The following is a 23,907-nucleotide window of genomic DNA, read 5'->3' as shown; positions in this document are numbered from 1 at the left end:
GGTGCCGCGCCGTCCTCGTGCCGATCCGCCGAGACCGGCGCGGCGTTGCCTTATGATCCGTCCCGCAGATGTCATAGTCTTGATACCAGAAGCCTGGGGGTGGAGATGAGGAATCCACCCCGTCCACCATGCGCATATCGATATCAATGGAAGAGGGCGATCCCCGCCGTGTCCGAGCAGACATCTCCGACCGCTGCTGAAGATTTCGGATCTAATGAGTGGTTCGTGGAGGAGCTCTACGAGCAGTACAAGAAGGACAAGAACCTCGTCGACTCCTCCTGGTGGGAGTTTTTCGAGAACTACCAGCCGGGCAGCAACGGCGACCAGCGGAACGGCTCCGAGGCCCGGCCGTCAACGGCCAAGCCCGCCAAGCCTGCGAAGACGGAGAAGACGGAGGAGCCCGCGAAGGCGAAGGAGCCCGCGAAGCCCCGCACCGCCGGATCCGAGGCGAAGAAGGACGCCCAGCAGGGCGAGCACAGCGGTGAGACCGCGAAGGCCGAGTCGAAGGCGACCCAGCCCACCCCCGCGGAGAACAATCCCGCCCCCCGGAGCACGCCGAACAACGCCGCCGAGGACGGACCCAAGGACGAGTACGTCCCGCTGCGCGGCCCCGCCAAGCTGATCGCCCAGAACATGGACGCCAGCCTCGAAGTGCCCACCGCCACCAGCGTGCGCTCGCTGCCGGCCAAGGCACTCATCGACAACCGGATCGTGATCAACTCGCACCTGCGCCGCACCCTCGGCGGCAAGGTCTCGTTCACCCACCTCATCGGCTTCGCGATGATCCGCGCGCTGGCGAAGTTCCCCTCGCAGAACGTCTACTACGAGGTCAAGGACGGCAAGCCGTTCATGGTCCGCCCGGCGCATGTGAACTTCGGGCTGGCCATCGATATCCCCAAGAAGGACGGCACCCGCTCGCTGCTGGTGCCCAACATCAAGCGCGCCGAGGAACTCGACTTCCGCGGCTTCGTGCGCGAGTACGAGGCACTGGTGAAGAAGGCGCGGGCCGGCAAGCTCACCGCCGACGACTTCGCCGGCACGACGGTCTCCCTGACCAACCCGGGCGGCATCGGCACCGTGCACTCGGTCCCCCGCCTGACCAAGGGCCAGGGCTGCATCATCGGCGTCGGAGCGCTCGACTATCCGGCCGAGTTCCAGGGCGCCAGCCAGGAGACGATCACCAAGCTGGCCGTCTCGAAGGTGCTGACCCTCACCTCCACCTACGACCACCGCGTCATTCAGGGCGCCGGCTCCGGTGAGTTCCTCAAGCTCGTGCACAACCTGCTGCTGGGCGAGGACGGCTTCTACGACGAGGTCTTCGAGTCCCTCCGGCTGCCGTACGAACCGGTGCGCTGGGTGCCGGACATCCACGCCGACGATCAGGACGACGTCAACAAGACCGCGCGCGTCCAGGAACTGATCGACGCCTACCGCACCCGCGGCCACCTGATGGCCAATACGGATCCGCTGGAGTACCGGCAGCTGAAGCATCCGGACCTGGACGTGCAGTCGCACGGCCTGACGCTGTGGGATCTCGATCGCGAGTTCCCCACCGGCGGTTTCTCTGGCCGGCCGATGATGCCCCTGCGGGACATCCTGGGAGTGCTGCGGGACTCGTACTGCCGCACCACCGGCATCGAGTACATGCACATCTCCGACCCGGTGCAGCGCCGCTGGTTCCAGGAGCGCCTGGAGCGCCCGCACGTGGACCTCACCCGCGAGGAGCAGGGCCACGTGCTGCGCCGGCTCAACGCGGCGGAGGCCTTTGAGACCTTCCTGCAGACCAAGTACGTCGGCCAGAAGCGGTTCAGCCTGGAAGGCGGCGAGTCGACCATCGTCATGCTCGACGAGGTCCTCACCCTGGCGGCCGACTCCCAGATCGACGAGGTCACCATCGGCATGGCCCACCGCGGCCGGCTGAACGTCCTGGCGAACCTGGCCGGGAAGAGCTACGCGCAGATCTTCCGCGAGTTCGAGGGCGCCCAGTCCCGCGAGTCGGTGCAGGGCTCCGGCGATGTGAAGTACCACCTCGGCACCGAGGGGTCGTTCACCTCCCGGCACGGCAACTCCACCAAGGTGTACGTCGCGGCCAACCCCAGTCACCTCGAGACGGTCAACCCCGTCCTGGAAGGCATCACCCGCGCCAAGCAGGACCGCCTCGACCAGGGCAGCTCCTTCTATCCGGTGCTGCCGGTGCTGGTGCACGGTGACGCCGCCTTCGCCGGTCAGGGCGTGGTGGCCGAGACGCTCAACCTCTCTGAGCTGCGCGGCTACCGCACCGGCGGCACCATCCACGTGGTGATCAACAACCAGGTCGGCTTCACCACCCCGCCCAGTTCCTCGCGTTCGTCGTTCTACTGCACGGACGCGGCGAAGATCATCAACGCGCCGGTGCTGCACGTCAACGGCGACGACCCCGAAGCGGTGATCCGGGCAGCGCGGCTGGCCTTCGCCTACCGCCAGGAGTTCGCCCGGGACATCGTCATCGACCTGGTCTGCTACCGCCGCCGCGGCCACAACGAGGGCGACGATCCCTCGATGACGCAGCCGCGCATGTACAGCCTGATCGAGAAGAAGGGCAGCGTCCGCAAGCTCTACACCTCCTCCCTCATCGGCCGCGGCCACCTGACTGAGGAAGAGGCGCAGGAGGCGCTGAAGGACTACCAGTCGAAACTGGAGTCCGCCTTCGCCGAGACGCACGACTCGAACCCGTCCCGGGTCCAGACGGAGGACGAGTCCCCCGTCGCGGGCCTGGACCGGCCCTACGCCCAGCGCGACGATCAGGGCAACTGGCAGCCCGGCGAGATCACCACCGCGGTGGACGCCAAGGTCGTGGAGCGGATCGGCCGGGCCTACACCGAGGTGCCCGAGGGCTTCACGGTGCACAAGAAGCTCAAGTCCCTGCTGGAGAAGCGCGAGCAGATGTCCCGCGAGGGCGGCATCGACTGGGGCTTCGGAGAACTCCTGGCCTTCGGCTCGCTGCTGATGGAGGGCGTCCCGGTCCGGCTCGCCGGCCAGGACAGCCGCCGCGGCACCTTCGTCCAGCGGCACTCGGTGCTGATCGACAACAAGACCGCCGAGGAATGGACCCCGCTGGAGAACCTCAGCGAGGACCAGGCCAAGTTCTGGGTCTACGACTCGCTGCTGAGCGAGTACGCGGCCATGGGCTTCGAATACGGCTACTCGGTGGAGCGTCCCGAGGCTCTCGTGCTCTGGGAGGCCCAGTTCGGCGACTTCGCCCAGGGCGCCCAGACCATCATCGACGAGTTCATCTCCTCCTCCGAGCAGAAGTGGCAGCAGAACTCCTCCGTGGTACTGCTGCTGCCGCACGGCTTCGAGGGTCAGGGCCCGGACCACTCCTCGGCGCGGATCGAGCGTTACCTGCAGCTGTGCGCCGAGGACAACATGACGGTCGCCTACCCGACCACCCCGGCATCGCACTTCCATCTGCTGCGCCGCCAGGCCTACGCCCGCCCCCGCCGCCCGCTGATCGAGTTCACGCCGAAGTCGATGCTGCGGCTGCGGGCGGCCGCCTCGGCGGTGGAGGACTTCACCACCGGCACCTTCCAGCCGGTCATCGGCGACCCGGAGGTGCCGGCAGGCAAGGCCAAGCGCGTCGTGATGGTGACCGGAAAGCTCTACTGGGAGCTGCTGGCGGCCCGCACCAAGGCTGGCGACGAGACCACCGCGATCGTGCGCTTCGAGCAGCTCTACCCGCTGCACGAGGAGTCGATCGAGCAGGCGCTGGGCGAATACGGCCCGGACGTGGAGTTCTTCTGGGCCCAGGAGGAACCGGAGAACCAGGGCGCCTGGCCGTTCATGGCACTGAGCCTGCCGCCGCTGATCGGCGGCCGGGAGATCTCCGTCATCGCGCGGCCGGCTTCGGCGTCCCCCGCCACCGGAATGAAGCGGGTGCACGACATTGAGCAGGAGCAGCTCATCGGCAAGCTGTTCTAAGCGATGACGCAGCCTGCCACCATCGTCATCGCCGGCGACGAGCTCGTCGCCGGCGAAGGCGATCCACGTGCGCTGGGCTGGACCGGCAGGGTGCAGGCCCGCACCTTGCCGCTCCTGCCCGAGGCGCGTTTCCTCACGCTTGCGGTGCCCGGTGAGACCAGCCAGCAGCTGGCCAAACGGTGCATGCCGGAGGTCCAGCGCCGGCTCGACCCGGAACGCAGGAACCTCCTCGTCCTGGCGCCCGGCGCCGGGGACGTCCGCACCCAGGCGAGCCTGGCGCGGTCACGGCTGAACCTCGCCAACGTGCTCGACGAGGCCCTGGCACTGGAGATCTCCACCTTCGTGGTCGGTCCTGCGCCGGTGGGCGACGATGTGCTCAACGAGCAGATCGGCACGCTCTCATCGGGCTTCGCGGACGTCGCCACCCGCCGGGGCGTTCCCTACGTCGATGCGTTCCGGCCGCTGCAGCGTCACGAGGCGTGGCTGCGGGATGTACGCACCGGCACACCGGGCGTGCCGGGCCAGGAGGGGTACGGCCTGCTCGCCTGGCTGGTCCTGCACCGGGGCTGGCATTCCTGGCTCGGGCTGCCGGAACAGGTCTGAGCGCTCCGCCTTCCCCGGACAACAACACCCGGGAATACAACGAGGCCGGTGACATCGACTGTCACCGGCCTCGAACCTTATGCGCTGTGCTCAGGCGTTGGGGCGCTTCCCGTGGTTGGCGCCCTTCTTCCTGCGATCACGGCGCTTGCGTCCGCGTTTGCTCATGATGGCCTCCTTCGCTCATACAACCAGTCCAGTCTTCCAGAAAGGCGCAGGCTGTGCCAGTTGCATGCGGCACGGCCACCGGCCGGTGACGGCTCTCAGCGACGGGGAGAACCCTGGGGGTCCTCGACGGAGACCAGGATCCTGGAGCGGATCCGCTCCCGCAGTCCCTCCGGGGCCGGGGCGTCGCCCAGGCAGCAACGGCGGACGAGTTCCTTGAGCATCGACTCGACCTCGTATTCGAAGCCGCAAGCACTGCAGTGGCGCAGATGCGTCTCGATCTCAGTGATCTCCGTCTGCGTCACCTCGCCGTCCAGGTAGTGATAGATCCGCACGAGATGCTCGCGCCGGACCTCTTCGCAGCATTCCTCGGGCTTGCCGTTCATGCTCCCTTCTCCTTTCGCCCCGGCGCGCCGGAGCCCACGCCGATGCCACGCTCCTTCGCGTAGTCGGCGAGCATCTCCCGCAGCTGCCGGCGGCCGCGATGCAGCCGCGACATGACGGTGCCGATGGGCGTGTCCATGATCTCGGAGATCTCCTTGTACGGGAATCCCTCCACATCGGCGTAGTAGACCACCATGCGGAAGTCCTCGGGAAGCGCGTGCAGCGCGTTGATCACATCCGAGTCCGGCAGATGATCGAGCGCTTCGAGTTCGGCGGAGCGGCCACCGGACGAACTGTGCGAATCCGCCCTGGCGATCTGCCAGTCCTCGATCTGCTCGGCACCGGACTCCTTCGGCTGCCGCTGCTTCTTGCGGTAGCTGTTGATGAAGGTGTTCGTCAAGATGCGATACAGCCAGGCCTTCAGGTTGGTTCCCGGGGTGTACTGGTGGAACGCCGCGAAGGCCTTCGCGTACGCCTCCTGGACCAGGTCCTCGGCGTCGGCGGAGTTGCGCGTCATGCGTAGCGCCGCCGCGTACAGCTGGTTGACGTATTCCAGGGCATCCCGCTCGAACCGGGCGGTGCGCTGCTCCTGGGTTTCCGTCTCCGGGCCGACCTCGGCGGGATCGGGAGCTGAGATCTTCGTCATCGACTCCCATTCTACGCCGCGGTCCTCACGCTCCGCAGGGCCGGCCACCTCGTCGATCGTCCTGAGCATCGTCCTCCTCATCAGCTGATGAAGGCCCGTCGCCGGCGCACCGGCTGGCGGGATTCCCGGCTGCCGTGGCCGCCGGAGCATCCTTCGCCAGGTCAACACCCTGCGCGGCGCGAGGTATTCCCCGATATGCTGGCTGCTACGACCGTCAATGCGAGGAGGACACCCGTGAGTGCAGTCCGTGCGATCGCCAGGCCGCTGCTTTCCGCCGCCTACATCAGCAACGGCGCGGCAAGGGTCAAGGATCCCGATGCGTCCGCGAAGACCCTGGAGCCGGTGCTGCGCCAGGTGCAGAAGCACTACGACGTGCCGATCAGCGCACGCGGCCTGGCTCGGGCGACGGGTGCAGCCCAGGTGGCGGCCGGCGGGATGCTGGCCCTGGGCCGGATGCCGCGGCTGTCCTCGGCCATCCTCGTGGCCACGTTCCTGATCGACGCGGCCGGGGAACGGTTCTGGCGCGAATCCGATCCGCAGGAGCGGCGCGAGTCCCGCAAGCGGGTGGTCACCAAGGCTTCCCTGCTCGGCGGTGCGCTCCTGGCCGCCGTGGACACCGCCGGCAAGCCGGGTCTGTCCTGGCGGGCCCAGCACGCCCTGGCAGCGGCGGGCAAGACCGTGCAGCGTACCTCCCAGCAGGCCCGCCGGGAGGCCGGCCGCGGGGCGAAGGACGCCGAGCGCCTGGCCAAGCAGGCCAAGAAGTCCGTTGGCCTCTGAACGACCCCAGGACCTCTGGCCCGCACCCCTCGCAGGCGGCCCGGTCCGGGCGCGGATCGCAGTGCCGGGGTCCAAGTCGCTCACCAACCGCTATCTGATCCTCGCCGCCCTCGCCGAGGCTCCCAGCCGGCTGCGCCGCCCGTTGCGCTCCAGGGACACCGCTCTCATGGCCGGTGCGCTGGAAGCCCTCGGCGCACAGGTGCACAAGGACGATGACTCCTGGACCGTCGTCCCGCTCCCCGATTCCCCCGCCGCAGGTGAGGCACGCGTCGACTGCGGCCTGGCCGGCACCGTGATGCGTTTCATCCCACCGGTTGCGGCGCTGAGCCGGCGTGATGTGGTCCTGGACGGAGATCCCGGCGCACGCACCCGGCCGATGGCGGCGCTCATCGACGCGCTGACCGGCCTGGGCGTGAAGACCCGGTCCGCCGACGGTTACCTGCCCCTGCGCTTGAGCGCTCCCGAGGGGGTGCGCGGCGGCGACATCGCCATCGACGCCTCGGCCAGCAGCCAGTTCGTCTCCGCCCTGCTGCTCTCCGGTGGCGGCTTCGATCTGGGCGTGACCGTGCGGCACACCGGCCAGACGCTGCCGAGCCGGCCTCACATCGACATGACGCTGGAGACGCTCTCCGATGTGGGGGTCGTGCACAGCGAACCCCAGCCCGGCGTGTGGGAGGTCGACCCGGGCAGGCCGCGGTCCTTCGACGTGCTCATCGAGCCTGATCTGTCGAACGCGACTCCCTTCCTCGCGGCGGCGCTGGTCACCGGCGGGCGGGTGACCGTCCCGGACTGGCCGGCGCACACGCACCAGGCCGGCGACGCGTTCCGGTGGATCGCCGAGGCGTTCGGGGGCACCGCGGAACTCGACCGCGACGGCCTGCACGTCACCGGCCCCGGCGCGCTGAACGGCGTCGATCTGGATCTGGGCGATGTCGGGGAGCTGACCCCCACCGTCGCGGCCCTGGCCGCGCTGGCCGACGGCCCGAGCAGGCTGCGGGGCATCGCCCATCTGCGCGGTCACGAAACCGACCGTCTCATGGCCCTCACCACCGAGATCAACCGTCTCGGCGGTGACGCCGAGGAGACCGCCGACGGGCTGCTGATCCGGCCGCGGGCACTGCGCGGCGGACGGTTCGAGACCTACCACGACCACCGGATGGCGCATGCGGGAGCGATCCTCGGCCTGGCCGTGCCCGGGGTCGACGTGGTCGACATCGCCACCACCGGGAAGACCCTGCCGCAGTTCCCCGAACTCTGGGCCCAGCTGCTCTCCGGCGCGGCGGCGTAGAAGGGCACGCGTGCGCGACTGGGACGAGTCCGATTACCGCCCGCGGCCCAACCCGCGGGGCTCCCGGCCGCGGACCAAACGCCGGCCGGACTACAGCGATGCGCCGGAGGCGACCATCGTGACCGTCGGCAGAGGACGTCTGATCGGGGTGCTCGACGAGGACGGCCGCGAAATCGTGTGCGTGCGCGCCTCCCGGCTCCGTCGTACGGCGATCGTGCCGGGTGACCGCGTGAAGCTCACCGGTGACACCAGCGGCAGCGACGGCACGATGGCGCGCATCGTGGAGGTCCTGCCGCGTACGACGCTGCTGCGCCGCAGCGCCGACGACGGCGACGCCTCCGAACGGGTCCTGGTCGCCAACGCCGATCAGGTGGCGATCGTCACCGCGGCGGCGGATCCGGAGCCCCGGCCCCGGCTGATCGACCGGGCGCTGACGGCGGCGTTCGACGCCGGCCTGGACGCGGTCATCGTCGTCACCAAGACCGATCTGGCCACAGCCGAACCGTTGCGGGAGCTGTACCGGGTCATCGATGTGCCGGTGCTGGAGACCCGCACGGAGCCAGGAGCATCCGACCAGCGGGAGGACCCGCCCGAGGTCCATGGCCTGGAAGCGCTGCGGGAGAAGCTGGCCGGCCGCACGACCGTGCTGCTGGGGCACTCCGGCGTGGGCAAATCGACGCTGATCAACGCCCTCGTTCCCGAGGCAGGACGCGCCACGGGCAGCGTCAACGAGGTCACCGGACGCGGACGGCACACCTCCTCCTCCGCGATCATGCTGCCGTTGCCCGGGGACGCCGGCGGCTGGGCGATCGACACACCGGGGATCCGCAGCTTCGGCCTGGCGCACGTCTCCCCGGAGAGCCTGCTGGCGGCATTCCCCGATCTGGCGCCCGCCGCCGCGCAGTGCCCCAAGGCCTGCCTCCACCAGGAGGACTCCGCCGGGTGCCGCCTGGACGAATGGGTCGCCTCGGGCGGGGCCGGGGAACGCGGTCCGGCCCGGCTGCGGTCCTACCGCCGGCTGCTGGCGAGCATCGCCGCCGGCGCCGTCCGGTAACAGCGCCGCGACTCACCTGGTGCCTGCGCGCCGGTGGCCCGCATACCGGGGGTCTATGCCTTCCCCGTGTCACGATCATCGCTACGGCCCCCGCATCGGCGCACACGCGGTCAGCGCGGCCATGTGACGGCAGGGGCCCGTCCCGCAGCCGGCGCCGAAGTAGAGTGGGGCGCATGAGCAACCCCGATCTGACGCTTGCACTGTCGCTTGCGGATCTCGCCGATTCCCTGAGTCTCCCCCGCTTCCAGGCCGCCGATCTCAAGGTGGACGCCAAGCCCGACCTGTCGCCGGTGACGGACGCGGATCTGGAGGTCGAACAACGGCTGCGCGAGGTGCTGCAGCGCGAACGGCCCGAGGACGCACTCCTCGGCGAAGAATACGGCGCCGACCGGGAGGCCGAGGACGGCAGGCGGTGGATCATCGACCCGATCGACGGCACCAAGAACTTCGTGCGCGGCACGCCGGTCTGGGCCACTCTGATCGCCCTCTACGACGGCCGTTCTCCTCTGCTCGGCGTGGTCTCCGCTCCGGCGCTGGGACGGCGCTGGTACGCCGTTCGCGGTGCGGGCGCCTGGGTGCTCTCGCCGGCTGTGCACGAAGATGCCCGGCGACTCTCCGTGTCCGCGGTGCGCAGCCTGGAGGACGCCTCGCTGTCCTACTCCTCCCTCACCGGCTGGGCCAAGCTCGGCATCCGGGAGCAGTTCATCGGGCTGACCGATGCGGTGTGGCGTACCCGGGCGTACGGCGATTTCTGGTCGTACATGCTCCTGGCCGAGGGAGCGGTGGACCTGGCTGCCGAGCCCGAGCTCGCCTTGCACGATATGGCCGCGGTGGTCCCGATCATCACCGAGGCAGGCGGCCGCTTCACCGATCTGTCCGGTGCCGACGGCCCCTGGGGCGCCAACGGCCTGGCCAGCAACGGACTGCTGCACGAGGCCGCATTGGAGGCGCTGCGATGAGCGCGCTGTGGCAGGACATCGCCCGCGCCGCCGGGGTCCTGGGCGAGGACGGACGCCCGGGTGCCACGATCTTCGCGGAGATGACGGCGCTGGCGCAGCGCACCGGGGCGATCAACCTCGGTCAGGGCGCACCGGGGACGCCGGCTGATCCGCTGGTGGCGCAGGCCGCGATCGAGGCGATCCAGGGTGGGGTCAACCAGTATCCGCCCGTCCAGGGCAATCCGGTGCTGCTGGAGGCGGTGCAGGTGCACCAGCAGAGGTTCTACGGCCGGCAGGTGGCTACCGAGGAGATCGTCGTGACCACCGGAGCGACGGAGGCGCTGTTCAGCGCGATCCTCGCACTGGCACCGGCCGGCAGCGAAGTGGTGGTCTTCGAGCCGTACTACGACTCGTACGCCGCCGCTGCGGCTGCCGCCGGGGCAAGCGTGCGCACGGTGCCGCTGGACCCCGTCGGCTTCGGCTTCGATCCGGCCGCGCTTGAGGCGGCGGTGAGCGAGCGGACCAGCGTGATCGTGGTCAACGATCCGCACAATCCCACCGGCAAGGTCTTCCGCCGGGAGGAGCTGGAGCTGATCGTCGCCGCCGCGCAGGCCCACGACGCGTGGATCGTGACCGATGAGGTGTACGAGCATCTGGTGTTCGACGATCTGGCGCATGTGCCCGTCGCCACCCTCCCGGGTGCCGCCGAACGCACCGTGACGATCTCCTCAGCCGGTAAGACCTTCAACGTCACCGGCTGGAAGGTCGGCTGGGCCATCGCCCCGGCAGAGGTCCGGGCCGCCATCCAGTCGATCAAGCAGTACACCACCTTCGTCTCCGCCGGGCCGTTCCAGCCCGCTGTCGCGGCGGGCCTGGCCGGCGACGATGCGTCCTATGCGGCACGGGCGGAGTCCCTCCAGCATCGCCGTGATCTGCTGCTGGCTGGACTGGCACGGATCCCGGGTCTGCGGACCGGCGTGCCAGGTGCGGGGTACTTCGCCATCGCGGACTTCTCGGAGGTGACCGATCTGGACGCCCGGAGCATCATCGCGCGGATGGCCGAGCTGATCGGCATCGTGGCGGTACCGGTGCCCGCGCTGTGCGCCCCCGGCTCGGTGGTGCAGGAGCAGTTGCGCGGCCATGTGCGGTTCTCGTTCTGCCAGAGCCACGCGGACATGGCCGAAGCGGCGGAACGGCTGGCGGGCCTCGACCCGAGCCGGTTGTGATCGCGAGACCGGCCGCGGGCGTGCGTGGCTGTCGTGAGTGGCGGGTGTGAGTCACCCCACATAGGGGGTCCCCGAGTTGAACTGCGGGTAACGACCCCGTATATTTAACGGTGCGACGCGGGGTGGAGCAGTTCGGTAGCTCGCCGGGCTCATAACCCGGAGGTCGAGGGTTCAAATCCCTCCCCCGCCACCAAGGAAAGGCCCTCTGATCAGGTGAAACACCGGATCAGAGGGCCTTTTGCCTTGCTCCGGGCCTGCTTGGAATCGATGATCCCCGTTCCGCTCCCGCAGCCTCGGCGTTCGCGGAAGAGGGCGCCGCCCGGTGTCCGTTCAGCCGCCCCGAGCGGCGTGATCGAGCGCGTACAGATAACGGGCCGTCACCACGCGCTGGGCACGGCGAGCCAATGGGGCTGCGAGGCGGGCGAGAGGTGCAGCGGGCCGCGAGTATCCCTGGATGCCGATCCAGATACCTCCGTCACGCGAACGCTCAAGGATGAATCGTTCGATTCCGGATTCCGGATGCCCGGGCAGCGTGCCGTATGTGAAGCCCTTGCGTCCGGGCTCGTCCACGACCTCCACAACTCTGCACGGCGCTTGCACAGTCAGCGGTCCTACGCGCAGGCCGAGCACGACGACGCTTCCGCTGCGCACCCGAAGCTCCGAAGCCCGGACCGTCAGGCCGGCGGCCTCGTGCATCCGCCACTCCCAGAGCTCCGTCACGGCCGCGTCGAAGTCCTTGCGGATCAGCCGCGCGGTAGCGCGCAGCGGCGCATAACCGAAGGGTACGGTGTCCGCTGGCCCGACCGGACATGTCACCGGCTGCCGGCGCAGGGACTCCAGGTATTCCGAAGGCAGGTGCCCGACACTCATGCCACCATTGTCCTCGCCGCCGAGCAGTAATGCTCGGCGGCGAGTCCATGGCGAAGAGGCGCAGCTTTGATGCGGGGTGATATCGCGTGGTCCATAGTGTGGGAAGGCTACGAGGCAGCGATCCGCACCGGGGGCAAGCGCCAGACCATCCGGGTCGACGTCGCCCCCGGCCAGACACCGGCCTGATCCGCAGCCCGCAGATCTCGACGCTGCACGCTCCGGCGCACCCCGCGACCCGCACCCCGCGACTCGCATGAACCACGCTCCGCCGTCTGTTGCCATCACAGAAAAACACAGATAAAGTCGGGGCATTCCCACAGAAATGTGGAGAGCACGCAGATCCGACGCGCCCAGAGCTGAGCACACCGGACCTGCTCTCCCGAAGACGCGAGAGGAGCATTCCGTGCCGCTTCTGGCCCCGGAACGTCGCGAGCGGATCCTGGCCCGCCTGGCGGAGAACGGCACGGTCAGCGTCCAGGGTCTCGCCGAGGAACTGAACGTCACCCGGGAGACCATCCGCCGGGACCTCGACCAGCTCGAGGAGACCGGCTCCGTCCAGCGGGTCCACGGCGGTGCCGTGCCCGCCGGCTCCTCGTCCCGCGCCGAAACCTCCTGGCACGAACGACGGCACAGGCATTCCGCCGCCAAGCAGGCCATCGCCCAGGCAGCCTTGCAGTTCGTCCCGCCCGCCGAGAGCGGGTCCATGATCGTCGACGCCGGCACCACCACGGAGGCCCTCGCCGATCTCCTGGCCGCGCAGGCGCTCCAGCACGGCACCCACGGCTCTTCCCGCTTCCTGCTGACCAACGCCGTGCCGATCGCGCAGAAACTCAGCGATGCCGCCGCCATCGACGTGGAGATCCTCGGCGGGCAGGTCCGCGGCCTCACCGGCGCCGTCATCGGCGACCAGGCACTGGGCACCCTGGCCCGCCGCCGCGCCGACATCGCCTTCATCGGCACCAATGGCGTCGACGCCACTTTCGGTCTCAGCACCCCCGACCCGGCCGAGGCGGCGGTCAAGTCCGCCCTCATCCGCGCGGCCCGGCGCGCCGTGCTGCTGGCGGACTCCTCCAAGCTCGGCGAGGCTTCGCTGGTCCAGTTCGCCACCCTCGCGGACCTTTCGGTGCTCATCACCGATCAGGCCCCGCCTCCGCAGTTGCAGGCAGCACTCGACGAGGCCGATGTCCGCGTGATCGTGGCGGAGCCGTCATGATCGTGACCGTCACTCCGAACCCCAGCCTGGACCGGACCATCGAGTTGCCCGGCCCGCTCATCCCGGGTGAACTCCAGCGCGCCGCCGGCCAGTCCGTGGAATCGGGCGGCAAAGGCGTCAACGTGTCCCGCGCGCTGTCCGCCGCCGGGGCCGGGAACCTCGCCGTCCTGCCGGGGGATCCCTCCGATCCCGTGCTTGTCGGACTCGCCGAGATCCAGGTGCCGTTCCGGTCCCTGCCCCTCGGCGCTCCGCTGCGCACCAACATCACCATCACGGATCCGCAGGGCACCACCACCAAGATCAACGAGGCCGGACCCCGGTTCGGGCACCAGCTGACGGCGGCGCTGGAGGAACTGATCCTGCACGCCGCCGAGGGCGCTTCCTGGGTGGTGCTCGCCGGCTCCCTTCCGCCGGGTGTGCCCGACGACTTCTATGCCCGCGTCGCCGGGCAGCTGCGTTCCCGCTACGGGACGCAGGCACCCCGGATCGCCGTGGACGCCTCAGGTCCCGCCCTGGCTGCCGCGGTCGCCGCACGCCCCGACCTCATCAAACCGAACGCTGAGGAGCTGCTCGACCTGCATCGCCGCGTGGCCGGGGCGCCTGCCCGGGCCGGGGCGCCTGCCCGGGCCGGGGCGCCGCAGCCGGCGCCCGCCGAGCTGGAGCGGCACCCGGACCTCGTGGTCGATCTGCTCCGTGACCTCCAGCCCGCGGGCGTTCGCACCGCGCTGGTGACCCTCGGCGCCCGGGGAGCGCTGCTCATACCGCCGGCCGGATCGGCCGACCCCGTGCTCTGCGCCTACGGGCCGCCGCTGACCGCACGCAGCACGGTGGGCGCCGGCGATGCCTCACTGGCCGGCTATCTGGCCGCCCACCAGGCCGGCGGCACAGCAGAAGACTGCCTGCGCCAGGCCACCGCTCAAGGACGCGCCGCTGCCTCTCTGCCCGGCTCGACCATGCCCGCCCCGGGCGACCTCACGCCCTCCGACGTCGTCGTCGAGGCGTTCCACCCCGATTCAGAAAGACACCATCATGAGCATCATCACCACTGATCTCGTCAGCCTGGACTCGCTGTCCGCGCAGCAGCCGCGCGAGGTGATCCAGGCTCTCGCCCAGCTGATCGCCGATGCCGGCCGCACCCAGGACCCTGATGCCCTCGCCGAGGACGCCTGGGCCCGGGAACAGACCTCCAGCACCGGCATGCCCGGGGGCCTGGCCATCCCCCACTGCCGCACCTCAGCCGTCACCGAGGCGACCCTCGGATTCGCGCGGCTGGCCGGACCGGTGGACTTCGGCGCCAAGGACGGCCCGGCCGATCTGGTGTTCTTCATCGCCGCACCCGAGGGCGCCGACAAAGCGCACCTGGCGATCCTCTCCGCCCTGGCGCAATCCCTGATGAAAAAGGACTTCACCGAGTCACTGCGGAGGGCCGGCAGCGCCCAGCAGGTGGTCGATCTGGTATCCGCGGCGGTGGCCCCGGCGGAACCGACGGCAGCGAACCAGCCAGCGGAGCCGGAGTCCCAGACCGGCCAGGATGCTCACACGCGAGCCGGCACGTCGGGCCACCAGGACGCCCCGGACGACGGAGGCAATGCCGGCGATGCGGGCAGCGCTGTGCGGAAGCTGGTCGCCGTCACCGCCTGCCCCACCGGCATCGCCCACACCTATATGGCCGCCGATGCCCTCGCCCAGGCAGCGCAGGAACGCGGCGTCGCGCTGCAGGTGGAGACGCAGGGATCGGCGGGCTCCACGCCGCTGTCCCCCGCCGCCATCGCCGAGGCGGAGGCGGTCATCTTCGCGGTGGACGTCGATGTCCGCGAGAAGCACCGCTTCGCCGGCAAGCCCGTCGTCGCGGTGCGGGTCAAACGCGGCATCGACGAACCCGGAACGCTGATCGACCAAGCCCTGGCCGCCGCTTCCGATCCGGCCGCGCCCCTCGTCTCCGCCGATGAGGGACCGGGCGAGGGCGGTCAGGCGGAGGAGGGTGAGAGCTTCGGCCGCAAGACCCAGCGGGTGTTGATGACCGGCGTGAGCTACATGATCCCCTTCGTCGCCGCCGGCGGCCTGCTGATCGCCCTCGGTTTCCTCCTCGGCGGTTACAACATCACCGACGTCGCGGACGATATCGCCTACGGCAACACTCTGTGGAACCTGCCCACCACCGCCGATCTCCCCGCGGACTTCCACGGCTGGGGCGCGCTGGGCGCCTACCTGGGCGCCGTGTTCTTCACCATCGGCGGCGCGGCGATGGGCTTCCTGGTGCCTGCGCTGGCCGGTTACATCGCCTTCGGCATGGCCGATCGTCCCGGCATCGCTCCCGGTTTCACCGCCGGTGCGGTGGCGCTGTCCATGGACGCGGGATTCATCGGCGGCATCGTCGGCGGTGTCCTGGCCGGCGCGGTGGCGTACTGGCTGCGCCGCCTGGACGTCCCCCGTTGGCTGGCAGGCCTGATGCCGGTGGTGATCATCCCGCTGCTGGGCACCATCGTCGCCGCCGGCCTGATGATGCTCGTCCTGGGCGGGCCGATCGCGCAGCTGACCGCGGCCCTCGAAGGCTGGCTGGCGGGTATGACCGGGTCCGCGGCCGTCGTCCTGGGCATCGTCCTGGGTCTGATGATGTGCTTCGATCTGGGCGGTCCGGTCAACAAGGTCGCCTACTCGTTCGCCGTGGCGGGCGTCTCCGCCGCCGTGGCAGCGGACAACACCGGCCCGCTGATGATCATGGCGACCGTGATGGCCGCGGGAATGGTCCCGCCGCTGGGACTTGCCCTGGCCACCTTCCTGGACCGGAGCCTGTTCACCGTGGCGGAGCGGGAGAACGGCAAGACCGCGGTGCTGCTGGGTGCCGCCTTCATCTCAGAGGGCGCCATTCCCTTCGCCGCGGCCGATCCGCTGCGGGTGCTCCCGGCCTCCATGCTGGGCGGCGCGGTCACCGGCGCGCTCAGCATGGCCTTCGGCGTGACGTCCTATGCCCCGCACGGCGGCGTCTTCGTGGGATTCGCCATCGACAACTTCGGGTTGTTCCTGCTGGCCGTGATCGCCGGGTCCGCGGTCACCGCGCTCAGCGTGATCGCACTCAAGCGCTGGGCCCGCAAGACCCCGCGGCCAGGTCGCGCCGCGCCGGCGGAAACAGTCGCCGCGGCGTGACGAACGCGTGCCCCGGTCACCTGGCGACCGGGGCACGTCGTGCTCCGCTTGGCCGCCGGCCGACAAAGCCGAGGCCTTCCGCGCGGCGAAGTTCCGCGCGGCGAACACGCTACGGCACGTCACCTTCCGGCAGCGGTCTCGTCCACCGGCAGTGCGGGACCGGCCCGGAGGGAATGCCGCTGGCGTCCCTCGGCGCCGAAGTTCGACGGCGCCAGCCATGCCCGGATCCGCTCCCTCACTTGCGGCCACTCCCTGTCGGTGAGTGAGAACCACGCGGTGTCACGGTTGCGCCCCTTGTACACCACGGCCTGCCGGAAGGTGCCCTCGTAGCTGAAACCGAGCCGCTGCGCGGCGCGGCGGGACGGCTGGTTGAGACTGTCGCACTTCCACTCGTACCGCCGGTACCCGAGCTCGTCGAAGGCATACCGCATGAGCAGGAACTGCGCTTCAGTGGCAAGCGGAGTGCGCTGCAGCGCACGGGAGTACGCCACGGACCCCACTTCGATGACGCCGTTGGCCGGATCCTGGCGCATCAGCGCGAGCGTCCCGAGGGGACGTCCCGTTGCCCCGTCGATGACCGCGTAGTGCCTGGGGTCGCGACTCTTGGCAGCCTCGTCGGCCCAGCCGCGATAGGACTCTTCGTCGGCGAACGGTCCGACCGGCATATACGTCCAGTCCCGCCCGTCCGGGGCGGCTGCATAAGCGGCATAGAGTTCCGCCGCATGCCGGGCGGGGTCGAGCGGTTCCAGCGCGCCATAGCGCCCGGCTAGACGCTGCGCTCCGGGCGGTTTCGCGGGCTCCCAGTCCGGGACCGGAATGCCGACGGGCTGGCCGAACGCGTTCTGCCTGGGCATCTCGTCTCCGTCCCGGCGGGTCATCCGTGCACCGGGGCGGCATCGTAGGTGACCCAGCTGGTGCGGGTGGCCACGGTGTCGTAGAGCGCCTGGGCCCGATGGTTGTCCTCCGCGGTGATCCATCGCACCACGGAGCGGCCCTCCGCTCCGGCGATCTCCGCCAGCCGGCCGATGAGGGCCCGCGCGGCACCCCTGCCCCGTGCTTCCGGGCTGGTGAACAGGTCGTCGAGCCAGATGCCGACGGTGCCGGTGGAGGGACGCGCGAACCGGCGGTAGTGGCCGAGCGCCACGATGCCGTCTCCGGCGGTCTCGGCCACCAGCGCACAGCACTCGTGCCGCGGGTCCATGAGCCAGCCCCAGACGCGGGAGACCACGTCCTCGTCCTCCGGCAGGCGGTAGAACTCGCGGTACTGACGGAAGAGGTCGCGCCACCGCGTCTCATCGGCGAGGTCGAGCGGGCGGACGAGGACGGACGAAGCATGAGTCATGGGGGGCCAAACTTTCCGGACGAACGGTGGCTGACTACCGTGAGCGATCGGCCCCTCAACGGGCCCTTCGCGCTGGTACCTCCCACGATAGGATCATTCCGGTCTCCGAAGCATGCCAGAATCCGCCGGTTTCGCAAGGCCAGTAAGGAGAATCCCGCGCCGGCGGTCCCCCCGGCGCGGGCTCAGTCCCCGAACGCTTCGGTGACAGCGCGGGCGAGTTCCTCCATCGAGCGGAACTCCGCATCGTACGTCCACGCACCGTCCGGCTCGGGCGTCGCACCCCAGCCGGGCCGGTCGTGCCGGCGGTTGATCCAGACCGAGTCCAGGCCGAAGGTGCGGGCGGGCACGTGATCGTGGAACAGGCTCTGCGCCACGTGCAGGAGATCGCCGCGGCCGGTTCCGCGCTCGTCCAGCCATGCGTGGAGGGCGTCGAAGTGCGCGCCGGCGGGCTTGTACGCGCCCACGTCCTCGGCTGTGATGATCGCAGCGAAGCGACCGTGCAGATGCCGGTTGCTGGCCGCGAACCCCTCCCGGTGCACATTGGAGAGGATGACGAGGTCGTAGTGGCGCGCCAGCACCTCGAGCGCCGCGGCGGAGTCCGGGAAGGCGGGCCATTCCGGCAACGAGGCGGCCAGGCGCGCGGCCCACGACTCGCTCACCGGCGTGCCGAGGTCCCTGCCCGTGCGGGTGAAAGCCTCTGCGAGGACCCGAGGGTAGAGCGCCGCCGGCCGCTCCCGGGCAACGTCCGCTTCGTTACCGGCGTAGGCCAGGAGCAGCTGCTCGCGGTCGAGCGCCAGACCCGCCTCCTCCGCCCACGGCTCGAGCACGGCGGCGATGCCGGACTCCCAGTCGATCAGCGTGCCGTAGCAGTCGAAGCTCAGGACTCTGTACTCGGTGAGGTCTTTCATGGGGTGATTCCTCTCGATGACGGCATGCCTGGATGACGGCATGGACAAGCGGGCTGGCTGGCGAGTGAGTGGTCACGTCGTGGGGCCCAGCATCAGCGCGCTGCGAGCGTCTCCAGCAGAGATGCAGCCAGGGCGCGCGCATGCCTGAGCCGGTCCGGGCCGCCTTCCAGCCCGGCGCGGCTGATCGCGCCTTCGAGCAGGAACGACAGATGCTCCGCGGTCGCCACGGCGACGCGCTCACCCTCGTCCGCTTCCGCGGTCAGGCTCCGCAGGTGCTCGGCGAGGATCGCCTCCACCTGCTCCTTGTGCTGCCTGACCGCGGTCCTGCCGGCGGCACCGGCGGGAAGCTCCGCTGCGGCGTTCAGCAGGCCGCACCCCCGGAATCCGTGCTCGTACGCCTGGGAGGCATGGTCGATGTACGCGTCGAAGACCGCCAGCACGCGGGCGGTGGCCGAACTCGCCAGCTCTTCACGTTCCCGGTAGAGCTGAAGCCACTCCTCATGCCGGGCCTCGATATAGGCCAGCATGAGCTCCTCCTTGGAGGAGAAGTTGTTGTAGAGGCTCTTCTTCGCCACGTCCGCCTCCGCGACGACCGCGTCGATGCCGGTGGCGTTCATTCCGTGCGCATAGAACAGCCTGGAGGCCGCCTCCAGCAGACGAGCGCGGGCGGGACGGGCGGTAGATGGAGCCATAGCGAACCTTCAGAGTAGGTAGACCGGTCTACCTAGAAGACTATACCGCCGCCATCTCAAGGGCAAGTGCCGTCAGGCGATGTCTTTCATCCGCTCGGCGATCATCCGGATCGCCCGTTGCGGGATCAGCCTGCTGAGCCGGTCGAAGAGCTTCGCGTCCTTGCCGATGTGAACCCGGAACCGGTTCTGCGCGATGGCATCGGCGATGACCCGTGCCGCCTCCGCCGGGGAGGTCGTCTTGGCGGCAGCCTCGCCCCTGCCTGCTCCGGCCAGTTCCACGCCGGAGTTCTTGGTGATCTCGGTGCCGACCGCACCGGGGAAGACCTCCGTGACATGCACCCCCGTGCCCTGGAGTTCGGCGTACAGGCCCTCCGTCAGCAGCCGGACGGCGGCTTTCGACGCGCCGTAGGCGGTCTGGCCGGGCACCGGCAGAATCGCCCCCATGCTGGAGACGTTGACCAGGCTGGCCTCGGGGCGCGTCAGCAGTCCGGGCAGGAACGCCTTGACGGTGTTGACGGTCCCCCAGAAGTTCACGTCCATCACCCGTTCGATCCGCTCGAACTCGAGATCCTTCAGGTGCACGAACGGCTGGATGATCCCCGCGATGTTCACCAGGCCGTCGATCTGCCCGTGCGCCGCGATCACCTGATCCGGCAGCGCGAGCACGGCGTCGCGGTCGGTGATGTCGAGGGGGTGAACGGAGAGGGTACCGCCGGCCAGTCGCTCGGTACCCCGGAGTCCCTCCTCGCTGAGGTCTACCGCTGCCACCTTCGACCCGCGTGCGATCAGCTCGAGCGCAGTCGCCCGGCCGATGCCGGCGCCAGCGCCAGTGACCGCGAAGACCTTGTCCTTGAGTTCCATGCCGTACTCCTCCCCGCGCCCGCGGCGCCGTCAGGAACGGCGAGGCGCCGCCCCTACCGGACACTACTGTCCGGTAGGTCTAGGATACCGCTATGGCTCCTTCCCCGCAGAACGACCCCGCACAGCAGCTCCACGGAACCAAGACGAACCGCGGCCCCTCCGCCGCGGCGGAGAACCGCCGCGCCCTGCTGGAGGCGGCCCGCGCGGAGTTCGCCAGCAGCGGCGCCGCCGTACCACTGAGCCGCATCGCGCGCCGGGCCGGCGTGGGCCAGGGAAGCCTCTACCGGCACTTCAGCGACCGCGCGGACCTCGCCGCCGCCGTCTTCGAACAGGACCTGCGCGATGCCGCCCTCAGGACCGGTGCGACAGACCGGCCCTATACCGCCCTGCTGGACAGCATCGAGGCGCGAGCGTCCGAGGCCGCCGCCATGATCGAGCTGGTGTCCTCGGCAAAGAGCCGCCAGCGAGGCGGCGCACTGAGCGCCCAGCTGAGCGAACTGGTCGGCCACGTCCACGCCCGAGGGATCTCTACCGGAGAGCTCTCCCCCCGTTCGTCCGCTGACGAACTCCTCACCGCGATCCCGATGCTCGCCCTGAGCGTCGCCAGATCACCCGCTGGTGAGCGGGGCGCCACGGCCAGGCGCGCACGGCGGATCCTGGACGCCTGGTTCCTGGCCTAGGCGCCGACGCCAAGAGGCCGGTACCGGGGTTCCCTCCCCGGTACCGGCCTCTATGTGCTCTCGGCGATCAGCACACCGCGATGCGGCTCACTCGCCTTCGGCTGCCGCCTCGGCGCGGGCGGCCCGCTCCACAGCGTCCTTCAAGCGCTCCTGCGCCTCGCCGTAGGCGGCGAAGTCGCCCTCCTCCAGCGCCTGCTCGGAGTCCTGGATCGCCTGGCGGGCATCCTCCAGCGCCTGCGTCAGATCGTCGCCGCCGGATGCCGGGGCCTCCGCAGCGGCTTCGTCCTCGGTACCGGCGCCCTCTTCGGTGCCCTCGTCCTCGCCGGAGGCCTCCTCCGGCTGTTCCCCGCCGGAACCGGCATCGCCGGCCTGAGCGCCGGAATCGCCGCCGAACACCTGGTCCAGCGCTTCGTCCAGCGTCGGCGCGAAGCCGATCTCCTCACCGAACGCCACCAGCACGCGCTGAAGCACCGGGTAGGAGGTCTCGCCGGCCGAACGGACGAAGACCGGCTGCACGTACAGCAGGCCGCCCGCGACCGGGAGGGTGAGCATATTGCCGTTCTGCACATCGGACTCGCCCTGGCGCAGCAGGTTGAGGCTCTCCTGGATGCTCGGTTCGGCGTTGAAGTTGTTCTGCGCCTGACCGGGACCGGGCACCGAGGTGTTCCGGGGCAGCTGCAGCAGCCGGAGCTTGCCGTACTCCTCGCTGGGCTGACCCGGCTCGTTGCCGGCATCAGCGGACGCCGCCAGGAAGCCGGTGAGCACGTTGCGGGTCTGACCCTCCGCGCTGCGTCGCGGAATGAACGAGCTGGTCAGGGAGAACGACGGTTCGTCCTGGTTCGGCATCTGCAGGGTGAGGAAGTACGGCGGCTGGGCCACCGCGTTCTGCTGGCTCATGGTCGGATCGTTCGGCAGCGTCCAGAAGTCCTGGCCGGAGTAGAACGCATCCGCATTGGTGACGTGGTACTGCGTGAGCAGCGACCGCTGCACCTTGAACAGGTCCTCTGGGTACCGCACATGGCTCATCAGATCGCCGGACATCTCGGAGACGTCCTGGATGATGCCCGGGAACACCTGACGCCAGGCCTGCAAGACCGGATCCTCCTCATCCCAGGCGTACAGGTCCACGGACCCGTCATAGGCGTCCACCGTCGCCTTCACCGAGTTCCGGATGTAGTTGATCCGGTCGGTCGGCAGCGGCACGGCGCCCTGCTGCGTGTTGGAGTCCTCGGTGATGGAGTCGAGCGCCTCCGGGCGCGAGTACGGGTACTCCGACGACGTCGTGTAGGCGTCGACGATCCACTTCACCCGGCCGTCGACGACCGCCGGGTACGGGTCCCCGTCAAGGGTCAGGAAGGGCGCGACCGCTTCGACCCGGTCCCGTGGGTTCCGGTTGTAGAGGATCTGGGATTCCTCGTTGATCGCGTCGGACAGGACGATCTCCTCGTCCTGGAACTTGATCGCGTAGGCCAGCCGGTTGAAGAACGAACCGACGGAAGGACCGCCGTCACCGGTGTAGGTGTAGTTCACCTGACCGGTGCTCTCGTCGATGTCGGCGTCCTCGTCGACCTCCGGGACCGCCTGCACGGGCTCGCCGTCCTGGGTCACCTCGACCTCGGCCATGGCCTCCTGGGCGTCGCCGTCGGAGGGGTAGTCCAGCTCCAGCGGCGGTGCCCCGTCGGGAGCGCCGACGATGGAGTACAGCGGGGACCGTTCGCCGAAGTAGATCCGCGGCTCGTACTCCCCCAGCTCGCCGACCGGCGGGATGCCGGCCTCGGAGAACACCGGACGGCCGTCGTCGGCGCGCCGGTTGCCGTAGGCGGCGACCACGCCGAAGCCGTGCGTGTAGACGATGCGCTGGTTGTACCAGGTGGCGCTGTCCAGACCGGACTGGTCCAGCTCGCGCACGGCGATCACGGTGTCCTGGACCTCGCCGTTGATCTCGTAGCGGTCCACGTCCAGCTGCTCGGGGAAGCCGTAGTACTGCCTGATCTGCTGCAGCTGACGGAACGAATCCGAGACCAGGTTCGGATCCAGCAGGCGGATGGAGGCCGCGGTCACCGCGTCCTCCCGCAGCGCTCCGGGCTCACCGGCTGCGGTCGGCTGGTAGGGCGAGACCTCGACATCGTCGATGCCGTACGCCGTTCTGGTCGCCTCGATGTTCCGTTCGATGTACTCCCGCTCCATGGACTGCTGCGAGGGCTGCACCCGGAACTGCTGGATGCCGTACGGGTACGCGAGCAGCGCCACCAGGGACAGCACCACCAGCACGCCGGTCGCCACGACCGGGAAACGCCAGCGTCCGGTGGCCGCGGCGGCGATGAACAGGAGTGCCACGATGCCCGCGGCGATGGCGACGATGGTCAGCGCGGGGATACGGGCGTTGACGTCGGTGTAGGTGGCGCCGGCGACGATGCCCGTGGAGTCCGTGAGGATCGCGTACCGCTGGAACCACATCCGCAGGCCCTGGACGATGACGAGCACCGCCACGAGCACGCCGATCTGCACCTGGGCGCCCTTGGTCAGCGAGAAGCCCCGGCCCTCGCCGGTGCGGATGCCGCCGTAGAGATAGTGCATCACGACGGAGGCGATCAGGGCGATGAGCGCCACGAAGCCCAGCGTGTCGATGAGGAACTGGTAGAACGGCAGCTCGAAGACGTAGAAACCGACGTCACGGCCGAACTGCGGATCGGACTCTCCGAAGGGCACCCGGTTGAGCCACAGCTGCACCGTCTGCCACTGCGTCGAGGCGGAGAGCCCGGCGAACAGGCCCAGTACCGCCGGCACCGCGAACATGGCGACCTTGCGCAGCGGCTCGATGGCCTCGCGGTAGCGGTCCAGGTTCTCCTGCTGCGGCGTCGTCGGCGCGTACACCGGCCGGTTGCGGTACGCGAAGTGCAGCGAAGCCCACACGCCACCGGCCATCACGATCGCGGTGGCCAGGAAGAGCACGCCCCGGGTGAACCATTCCGTGGTGAAGACGCTGAGCGCGCCCAGCTGGTCGTACCACTGCACCTCGGTGTAGATCTGCGTGGCGATCACGAAGGCGCCCAGCAGCGCACCCACGATGAGCAGCGTCAGCCACAGCGGCGACGGACGCCGGTTCTGCCCGGCCTGCGGCGACCCGCCTCGCGGGCCGGCGGTCGGAGGAAATGTCATGGT

The 23,907-nt window shown here is 69.7% G+C and carries 21 protein-coding genes and 1 tRNA gene; 12 read left to right on the top strand and 10 right to left on the bottom strand.

The genetic code is table 11. The features are described from left to right. The first annotated feature begins 168 nt into the window (after nt 1-168). Nucleotides 169-3,957 (top strand): multifunctional oxoglutarate decarboxylase/oxoglutarate dehydrogenase thiamine pyrophosphate-binding subunit/dihydrolipoyllysine-residue succinyltransferase subunit, encoded by a 3,789-nt coding sequence (locus tag IEW13_RS03940; RefSeq protein WP_373283541.1) that lies wholly within the window; start codon nt 169-171, stop codon nt 3,955-3,957. A gap of 3 nt (nt 3,958-3,960) precedes the next feature. Continuing rightward, on the top strand, nt 3,961-4,560 hold the full coding sequence (locus tag IEW13_RS03935) for a GDSL-type esterase/lipase family protein (protein WP_188549637.1): 600 nt from the start codon (nt 3,961-3,963) through the stop codon (nt 4,558-4,560). A gap of 90 nt (nt 4,561-4,650) precedes the next feature. On the opposite strand, the gene IEW13_RS17800 is transcribed toward IEW13_RS03935, so the two are convergent. From IEW13_RS17800 to IEW13_RS03925, 3 genes are all read right to left on the bottom strand, one after another. Continuing rightward, nucleotides 4,651-4,725 (bottom strand): 50S ribosomal protein bL37, encoded by a 75-nt coding sequence (locus IEW13_RS17800; protein ID WP_145493031.1) that lies wholly within the window; start codon nt 4,723-4,725, stop codon nt 4,651-4,653. Between the two features lie 95 nt (nt 4,726-4,820). Next, nucleotides 4,821-5,108: a mycothiol system anti-sigma-R factor gene (gene rsrA, locus IEW13_RS03930; protein WP_188549636.1), complete on the bottom strand. Its 288-nt coding sequence runs from the start codon at nt 5,106-5,108 to the stop codon at nt 4,821-4,823. Further along, complete coding sequence (locus IEW13_RS03925) at nt 5,105-5,752, bottom strand: sigma-70 family RNA polymerase sigma factor (RefSeq protein WP_188549843.1); 648 nt, start codon at nt 5,750-5,752, stop codon at nt 5,105-5,107. The genes rsrA and IEW13_RS03925 overlap by 4 nt, the downstream gene beginning before the upstream one ends. A 234-nt stretch (nt 5,753-5,986) precedes the next feature. Here IEW13_RS03925 and IEW13_RS03920 point away from each other — a divergent pair, with 234 nt between their 5' ends. The 6 genes from IEW13_RS03920 (at nt 5,987) to IEW13_RS03895 (ending at nt 11,228) form a co-directional block, all read left to right on the top strand. Further along, nucleotides 5,987-6,529: a DoxX family protein gene (locus IEW13_RS03920; RefSeq protein ID WP_229744918.1), complete on the top strand. Its 543-nt coding sequence runs from the start codon at nt 5,987-5,989 to the stop codon at nt 6,527-6,529. After that, nucleotides 6,519-7,817: a 3-phosphoshikimate 1-carboxyvinyltransferase gene (gene aroA, locus IEW13_RS03915; RefSeq protein ID WP_188549635.1), complete on the top strand. Its 1,299-nt coding sequence runs from the start codon at nt 6,519-6,521 to the stop codon at nt 7,815-7,817. The genes IEW13_RS03920 and aroA overlap by 11 nt, the downstream gene beginning before the upstream one ends. Before the next feature lie 10 nt (nt 7,818-7,827). Next, complete coding sequence (rsgA, locus tag IEW13_RS03910) at nt 7,828-8,871, top strand: ribosome small subunit-dependent GTPase A (protein WP_188549634.1); 1,044 nt, start codon at nt 7,828-7,830, stop codon at nt 8,869-8,871. A 173-nt stretch (nt 8,872-9,044) separates the two neighbouring features. Continuing rightward, nucleotides 9,045-9,830, top strand: a complete 786-nt coding sequence (hisN, locus tag IEW13_RS03905) for a histidinol-phosphatase (protein WP_188549633.1) — start codon at nt 9,045-9,047, stop codon at nt 9,828-9,830. Then, on the top strand, nt 9,827-11,035 hold the full coding sequence (locus IEW13_RS03900) for an aminotransferase class I/II-fold pyridoxal phosphate-dependent enzyme (RefSeq protein ID WP_188549632.1): 1,209 nt from the start codon (nt 9,827-9,829) through the stop codon (nt 11,033-11,035). The genes hisN and IEW13_RS03900 overlap by 4 nt, the downstream gene beginning before the upstream one ends. A gap of 116 nt (nt 11,036-11,151) precedes the next feature. After that, nucleotides 11,152-11,228, top strand: a tRNA-Met gene (locus tag IEW13_RS03895). A gap of 137 nt (nt 11,229-11,365) precedes the next feature. On the opposite strand, the gene IEW13_RS03890 is transcribed toward IEW13_RS03895, so the two are convergent. After that, nucleotides 11,366-11,905: a DUF1990 domain-containing protein gene (locus IEW13_RS03890; protein WP_188549631.1), complete on the bottom strand. Its 540-nt coding sequence runs from the start codon at nt 11,903-11,905 to the stop codon at nt 11,366-11,368. Nucleotides 11,906-12,308: 403 nt separating this feature from the next. Here IEW13_RS03890 and IEW13_RS03885 point away from each other — a divergent pair, with 403 nt between their 5' ends. Genes IEW13_RS03885 through IEW13_RS03875 form a run of 3 tightly spaced genes read left to right on the top strand, consistent with a single transcriptional unit; the run spans nt 12,309 to nt 16,262 of the window. Continuing rightward, nucleotides 12,309-13,118 (top strand): DeoR/GlpR family DNA-binding transcription regulator, encoded by an 810-nt coding sequence (locus tag IEW13_RS03885; RefSeq protein ID WP_229744917.1) that lies wholly within the window; start codon nt 12,309-12,311, stop codon nt 13,116-13,118. Continuing rightward, nucleotides 13,115-14,167: a 1-phosphofructokinase family hexose kinase gene (locus tag IEW13_RS03880; protein ID WP_188549629.1), complete on the top strand. Its 1,053-nt coding sequence runs from the start codon at nt 13,115-13,117 to the stop codon at nt 14,165-14,167. Before IEW13_RS03885 ends, IEW13_RS03880 begins: the two co-directional genes overlap by 4 nt. Further along, nucleotides 14,145-16,262, top strand: a complete 2,118-nt coding sequence (locus IEW13_RS03875; RefSeq protein ID WP_188549841.1) for a PTS fructose transporter subunit IIABC — start codon at nt 14,145-14,147, stop codon at nt 16,260-16,262. The genes IEW13_RS03880 and IEW13_RS03875 overlap by 23 nt, the downstream gene beginning before the upstream one ends. A 119-nt stretch (nt 16,263-16,381) precedes the next feature. On the opposite strand, the gene IEW13_RS03870 is transcribed toward IEW13_RS03875, so the two are convergent. The 5 genes from IEW13_RS03870 to IEW13_RS03850 form a co-directional block, all read right to left on the bottom strand. After that, nucleotides 16,382-17,116 carry a GNAT family N-acetyltransferase gene (locus IEW13_RS03870; RefSeq protein ID WP_188549628.1) on the bottom strand — a complete coding sequence of 245 codons (735 nt, stop codon included), beginning with the start codon at nt 17,114-17,116 and terminating at the stop codon, nt 16,382-16,384. Nucleotides 17,117-17,136: 20 nt separating this feature from the next. Then, a complete protein-coding gene (locus tag IEW13_RS03865) occupies nt 17,137-17,604 on the bottom strand; it encodes a GNAT family N-acetyltransferase (protein WP_188549627.1) in 468 nt (155 codons plus the stop codon). A 182-nt stretch (nt 17,605-17,786) separates the two neighbouring features. Beyond that, complete coding sequence (locus IEW13_RS03860) at nt 17,787-18,512, bottom strand: haloacid dehalogenase type II (RefSeq protein ID WP_188549626.1); 726 nt, start codon at nt 18,510-18,512, stop codon at nt 17,787-17,789. A gap of 92 nt (nt 18,513-18,604) precedes the next feature. Next, the gene (locus IEW13_RS03855) at nt 18,605-19,204 is read right to left on the bottom strand and encodes a TetR/AcrR family transcriptional regulator (protein WP_188549625.1); all 600 of its coding nucleotides are present in this window, start codon (nt 19,202-19,204) and stop codon (nt 18,605-18,607) included. Between the two features lie 72 nt (nt 19,205-19,276). Beyond that, nucleotides 19,277-20,065, bottom strand: a complete 789-nt coding sequence (locus IEW13_RS03850; RefSeq protein ID WP_188549624.1) for an SDR family NAD(P)-dependent oxidoreductase — start codon at nt 20,063-20,065, stop codon at nt 19,277-19,279. A 92-nt stretch (nt 20,066-20,157) separates the two neighbouring features. On the opposite strand from IEW13_RS03850, the gene IEW13_RS03845 reads away from it, so the two are divergent. Then, nucleotides 20,158-20,745 carry a TetR/AcrR family transcriptional regulator gene (locus tag IEW13_RS03845; protein WP_188549623.1) on the top strand — a complete coding sequence of 196 codons (588 nt, stop codon included), beginning with the start codon at nt 20,158-20,160 and terminating at the stop codon, nt 20,743-20,745. Between the two features lie 87 nt (nt 20,746-20,832). On the opposite strand, the gene IEW13_RS03840 is transcribed toward IEW13_RS03845, so the two are convergent. Continuing rightward, nucleotides 20,833-23,904, bottom strand: a complete 3,072-nt coding sequence (locus IEW13_RS03840) for a UPF0182 family membrane protein (protein ID WP_188549622.1) — start codon at nt 23,902-23,904, stop codon at nt 20,833-20,835. Nucleotides 23,905-23,907 lie beyond the last annotated feature (3 nt).

Source organism: Sediminivirga luteola (genome assembly GCF_014639315.1).
GTDB classification, from domain to species: domain Bacteria; phylum Actinomycetota; class Actinomycetes; order Actinomycetales; family Brevibacteriaceae; genus Sediminivirga; species Sediminivirga luteola.
Note: the sequence above shows the minus strand (reverse complement) of the source record. Positions and strands in the feature narration are given on the sequence as shown.

Excerpts from the sequence above, each read along its gene's own strand:
- rsrA (WP_188549636.1), bottom strand. The coding sequence starts at position 5,108 with ATGAACGGCAAGCCCGAGGAATGCTGCGAAGAGGTCCGGCGCGAGCAT.
- IEW13_RS03890 (WP_188549631.1), bottom strand. The coding sequence starts at position 11,905 with ATGAGTGTCGGGCACCTGCCTTCGGAATACCTGGAGTCCCTGCGCCGG.
- IEW13_RS03845 (WP_188549623.1), top strand. The coding sequence starts at position 20,158 with ATGGCTCCTTCCCCGCAGAACGACCCCGCACAGCAGCTCCACGGAACC.
- IEW13_RS03925 (WP_188549843.1), bottom strand. The coding sequence starts at position 5,752 with ATGACGAAGATCTCAGCTCCCGATCCCGCCGAGGTCGGCCCGGAGACG.
- IEW13_RS03900 (WP_188549632.1), top strand. The coding sequence starts at position 9,827 with ATGAGCGCGCTGTGGCAGGACATCGCCCGCGCCGCCGGGGTCCTGGGC.
- IEW13_RS03865 (WP_188549627.1), bottom strand. The coding sequence starts at position 17,604 with ATGACTCATGCTTCGTCCGTCCTCGTCCGCCCGCTCGACCTCGCCGAT.
- IEW13_RS03870 (WP_188549628.1), bottom strand. The coding sequence starts at position 17,116 with ATGCCCAGGCAGAACGCGTTCGGCCAGCCCGTCGGCATTCCGGTCCCG.
- hisN (WP_188549633.1), top strand. The coding sequence starts at position 9,045 with ATGAGCAACCCCGATCTGACGCTTGCACTGTCGCTTGCGGATCTCGCC.
- IEW13_RS03860 (WP_188549626.1), bottom strand. The coding sequence starts at position 18,512 with ATGAAAGACCTCACCGAGTACAGAGTCCTGAGCTTCGACTGCTACGGC.
- IEW13_RS03935 (WP_188549637.1), top strand. The coding sequence starts at position 3,961 with ATGACGCAGCCTGCCACCATCGTCATCGCCGGCGACGAGCTCGTCGCC.
- IEW13_RS03880 (WP_188549629.1), top strand. The coding sequence starts at position 13,115 with ATGATCGTGACCGTCACTCCGAACCCCAGCCTGGACCGGACCATCGAG.
- IEW13_RS03855 (WP_188549625.1), bottom strand. The coding sequence starts at position 19,204 with ATGGCTCCATCTACCGCCCGTCCCGCCCGCGCTCGTCTGCTGGAGGCG.
- IEW13_RS03850 (WP_188549624.1), bottom strand. The coding sequence starts at position 20,065 with ATGGAACTCAAGGACAAGGTCTTCGCGGTCACTGGCGCTGGCGCCGGC.
- IEW13_RS03840 (WP_188549622.1), bottom strand. The coding sequence starts at position 23,904 with ATGACATTTCCTCCGACCGCCGGCCCGCGAGGCGGGTCGCCGCAGGCC.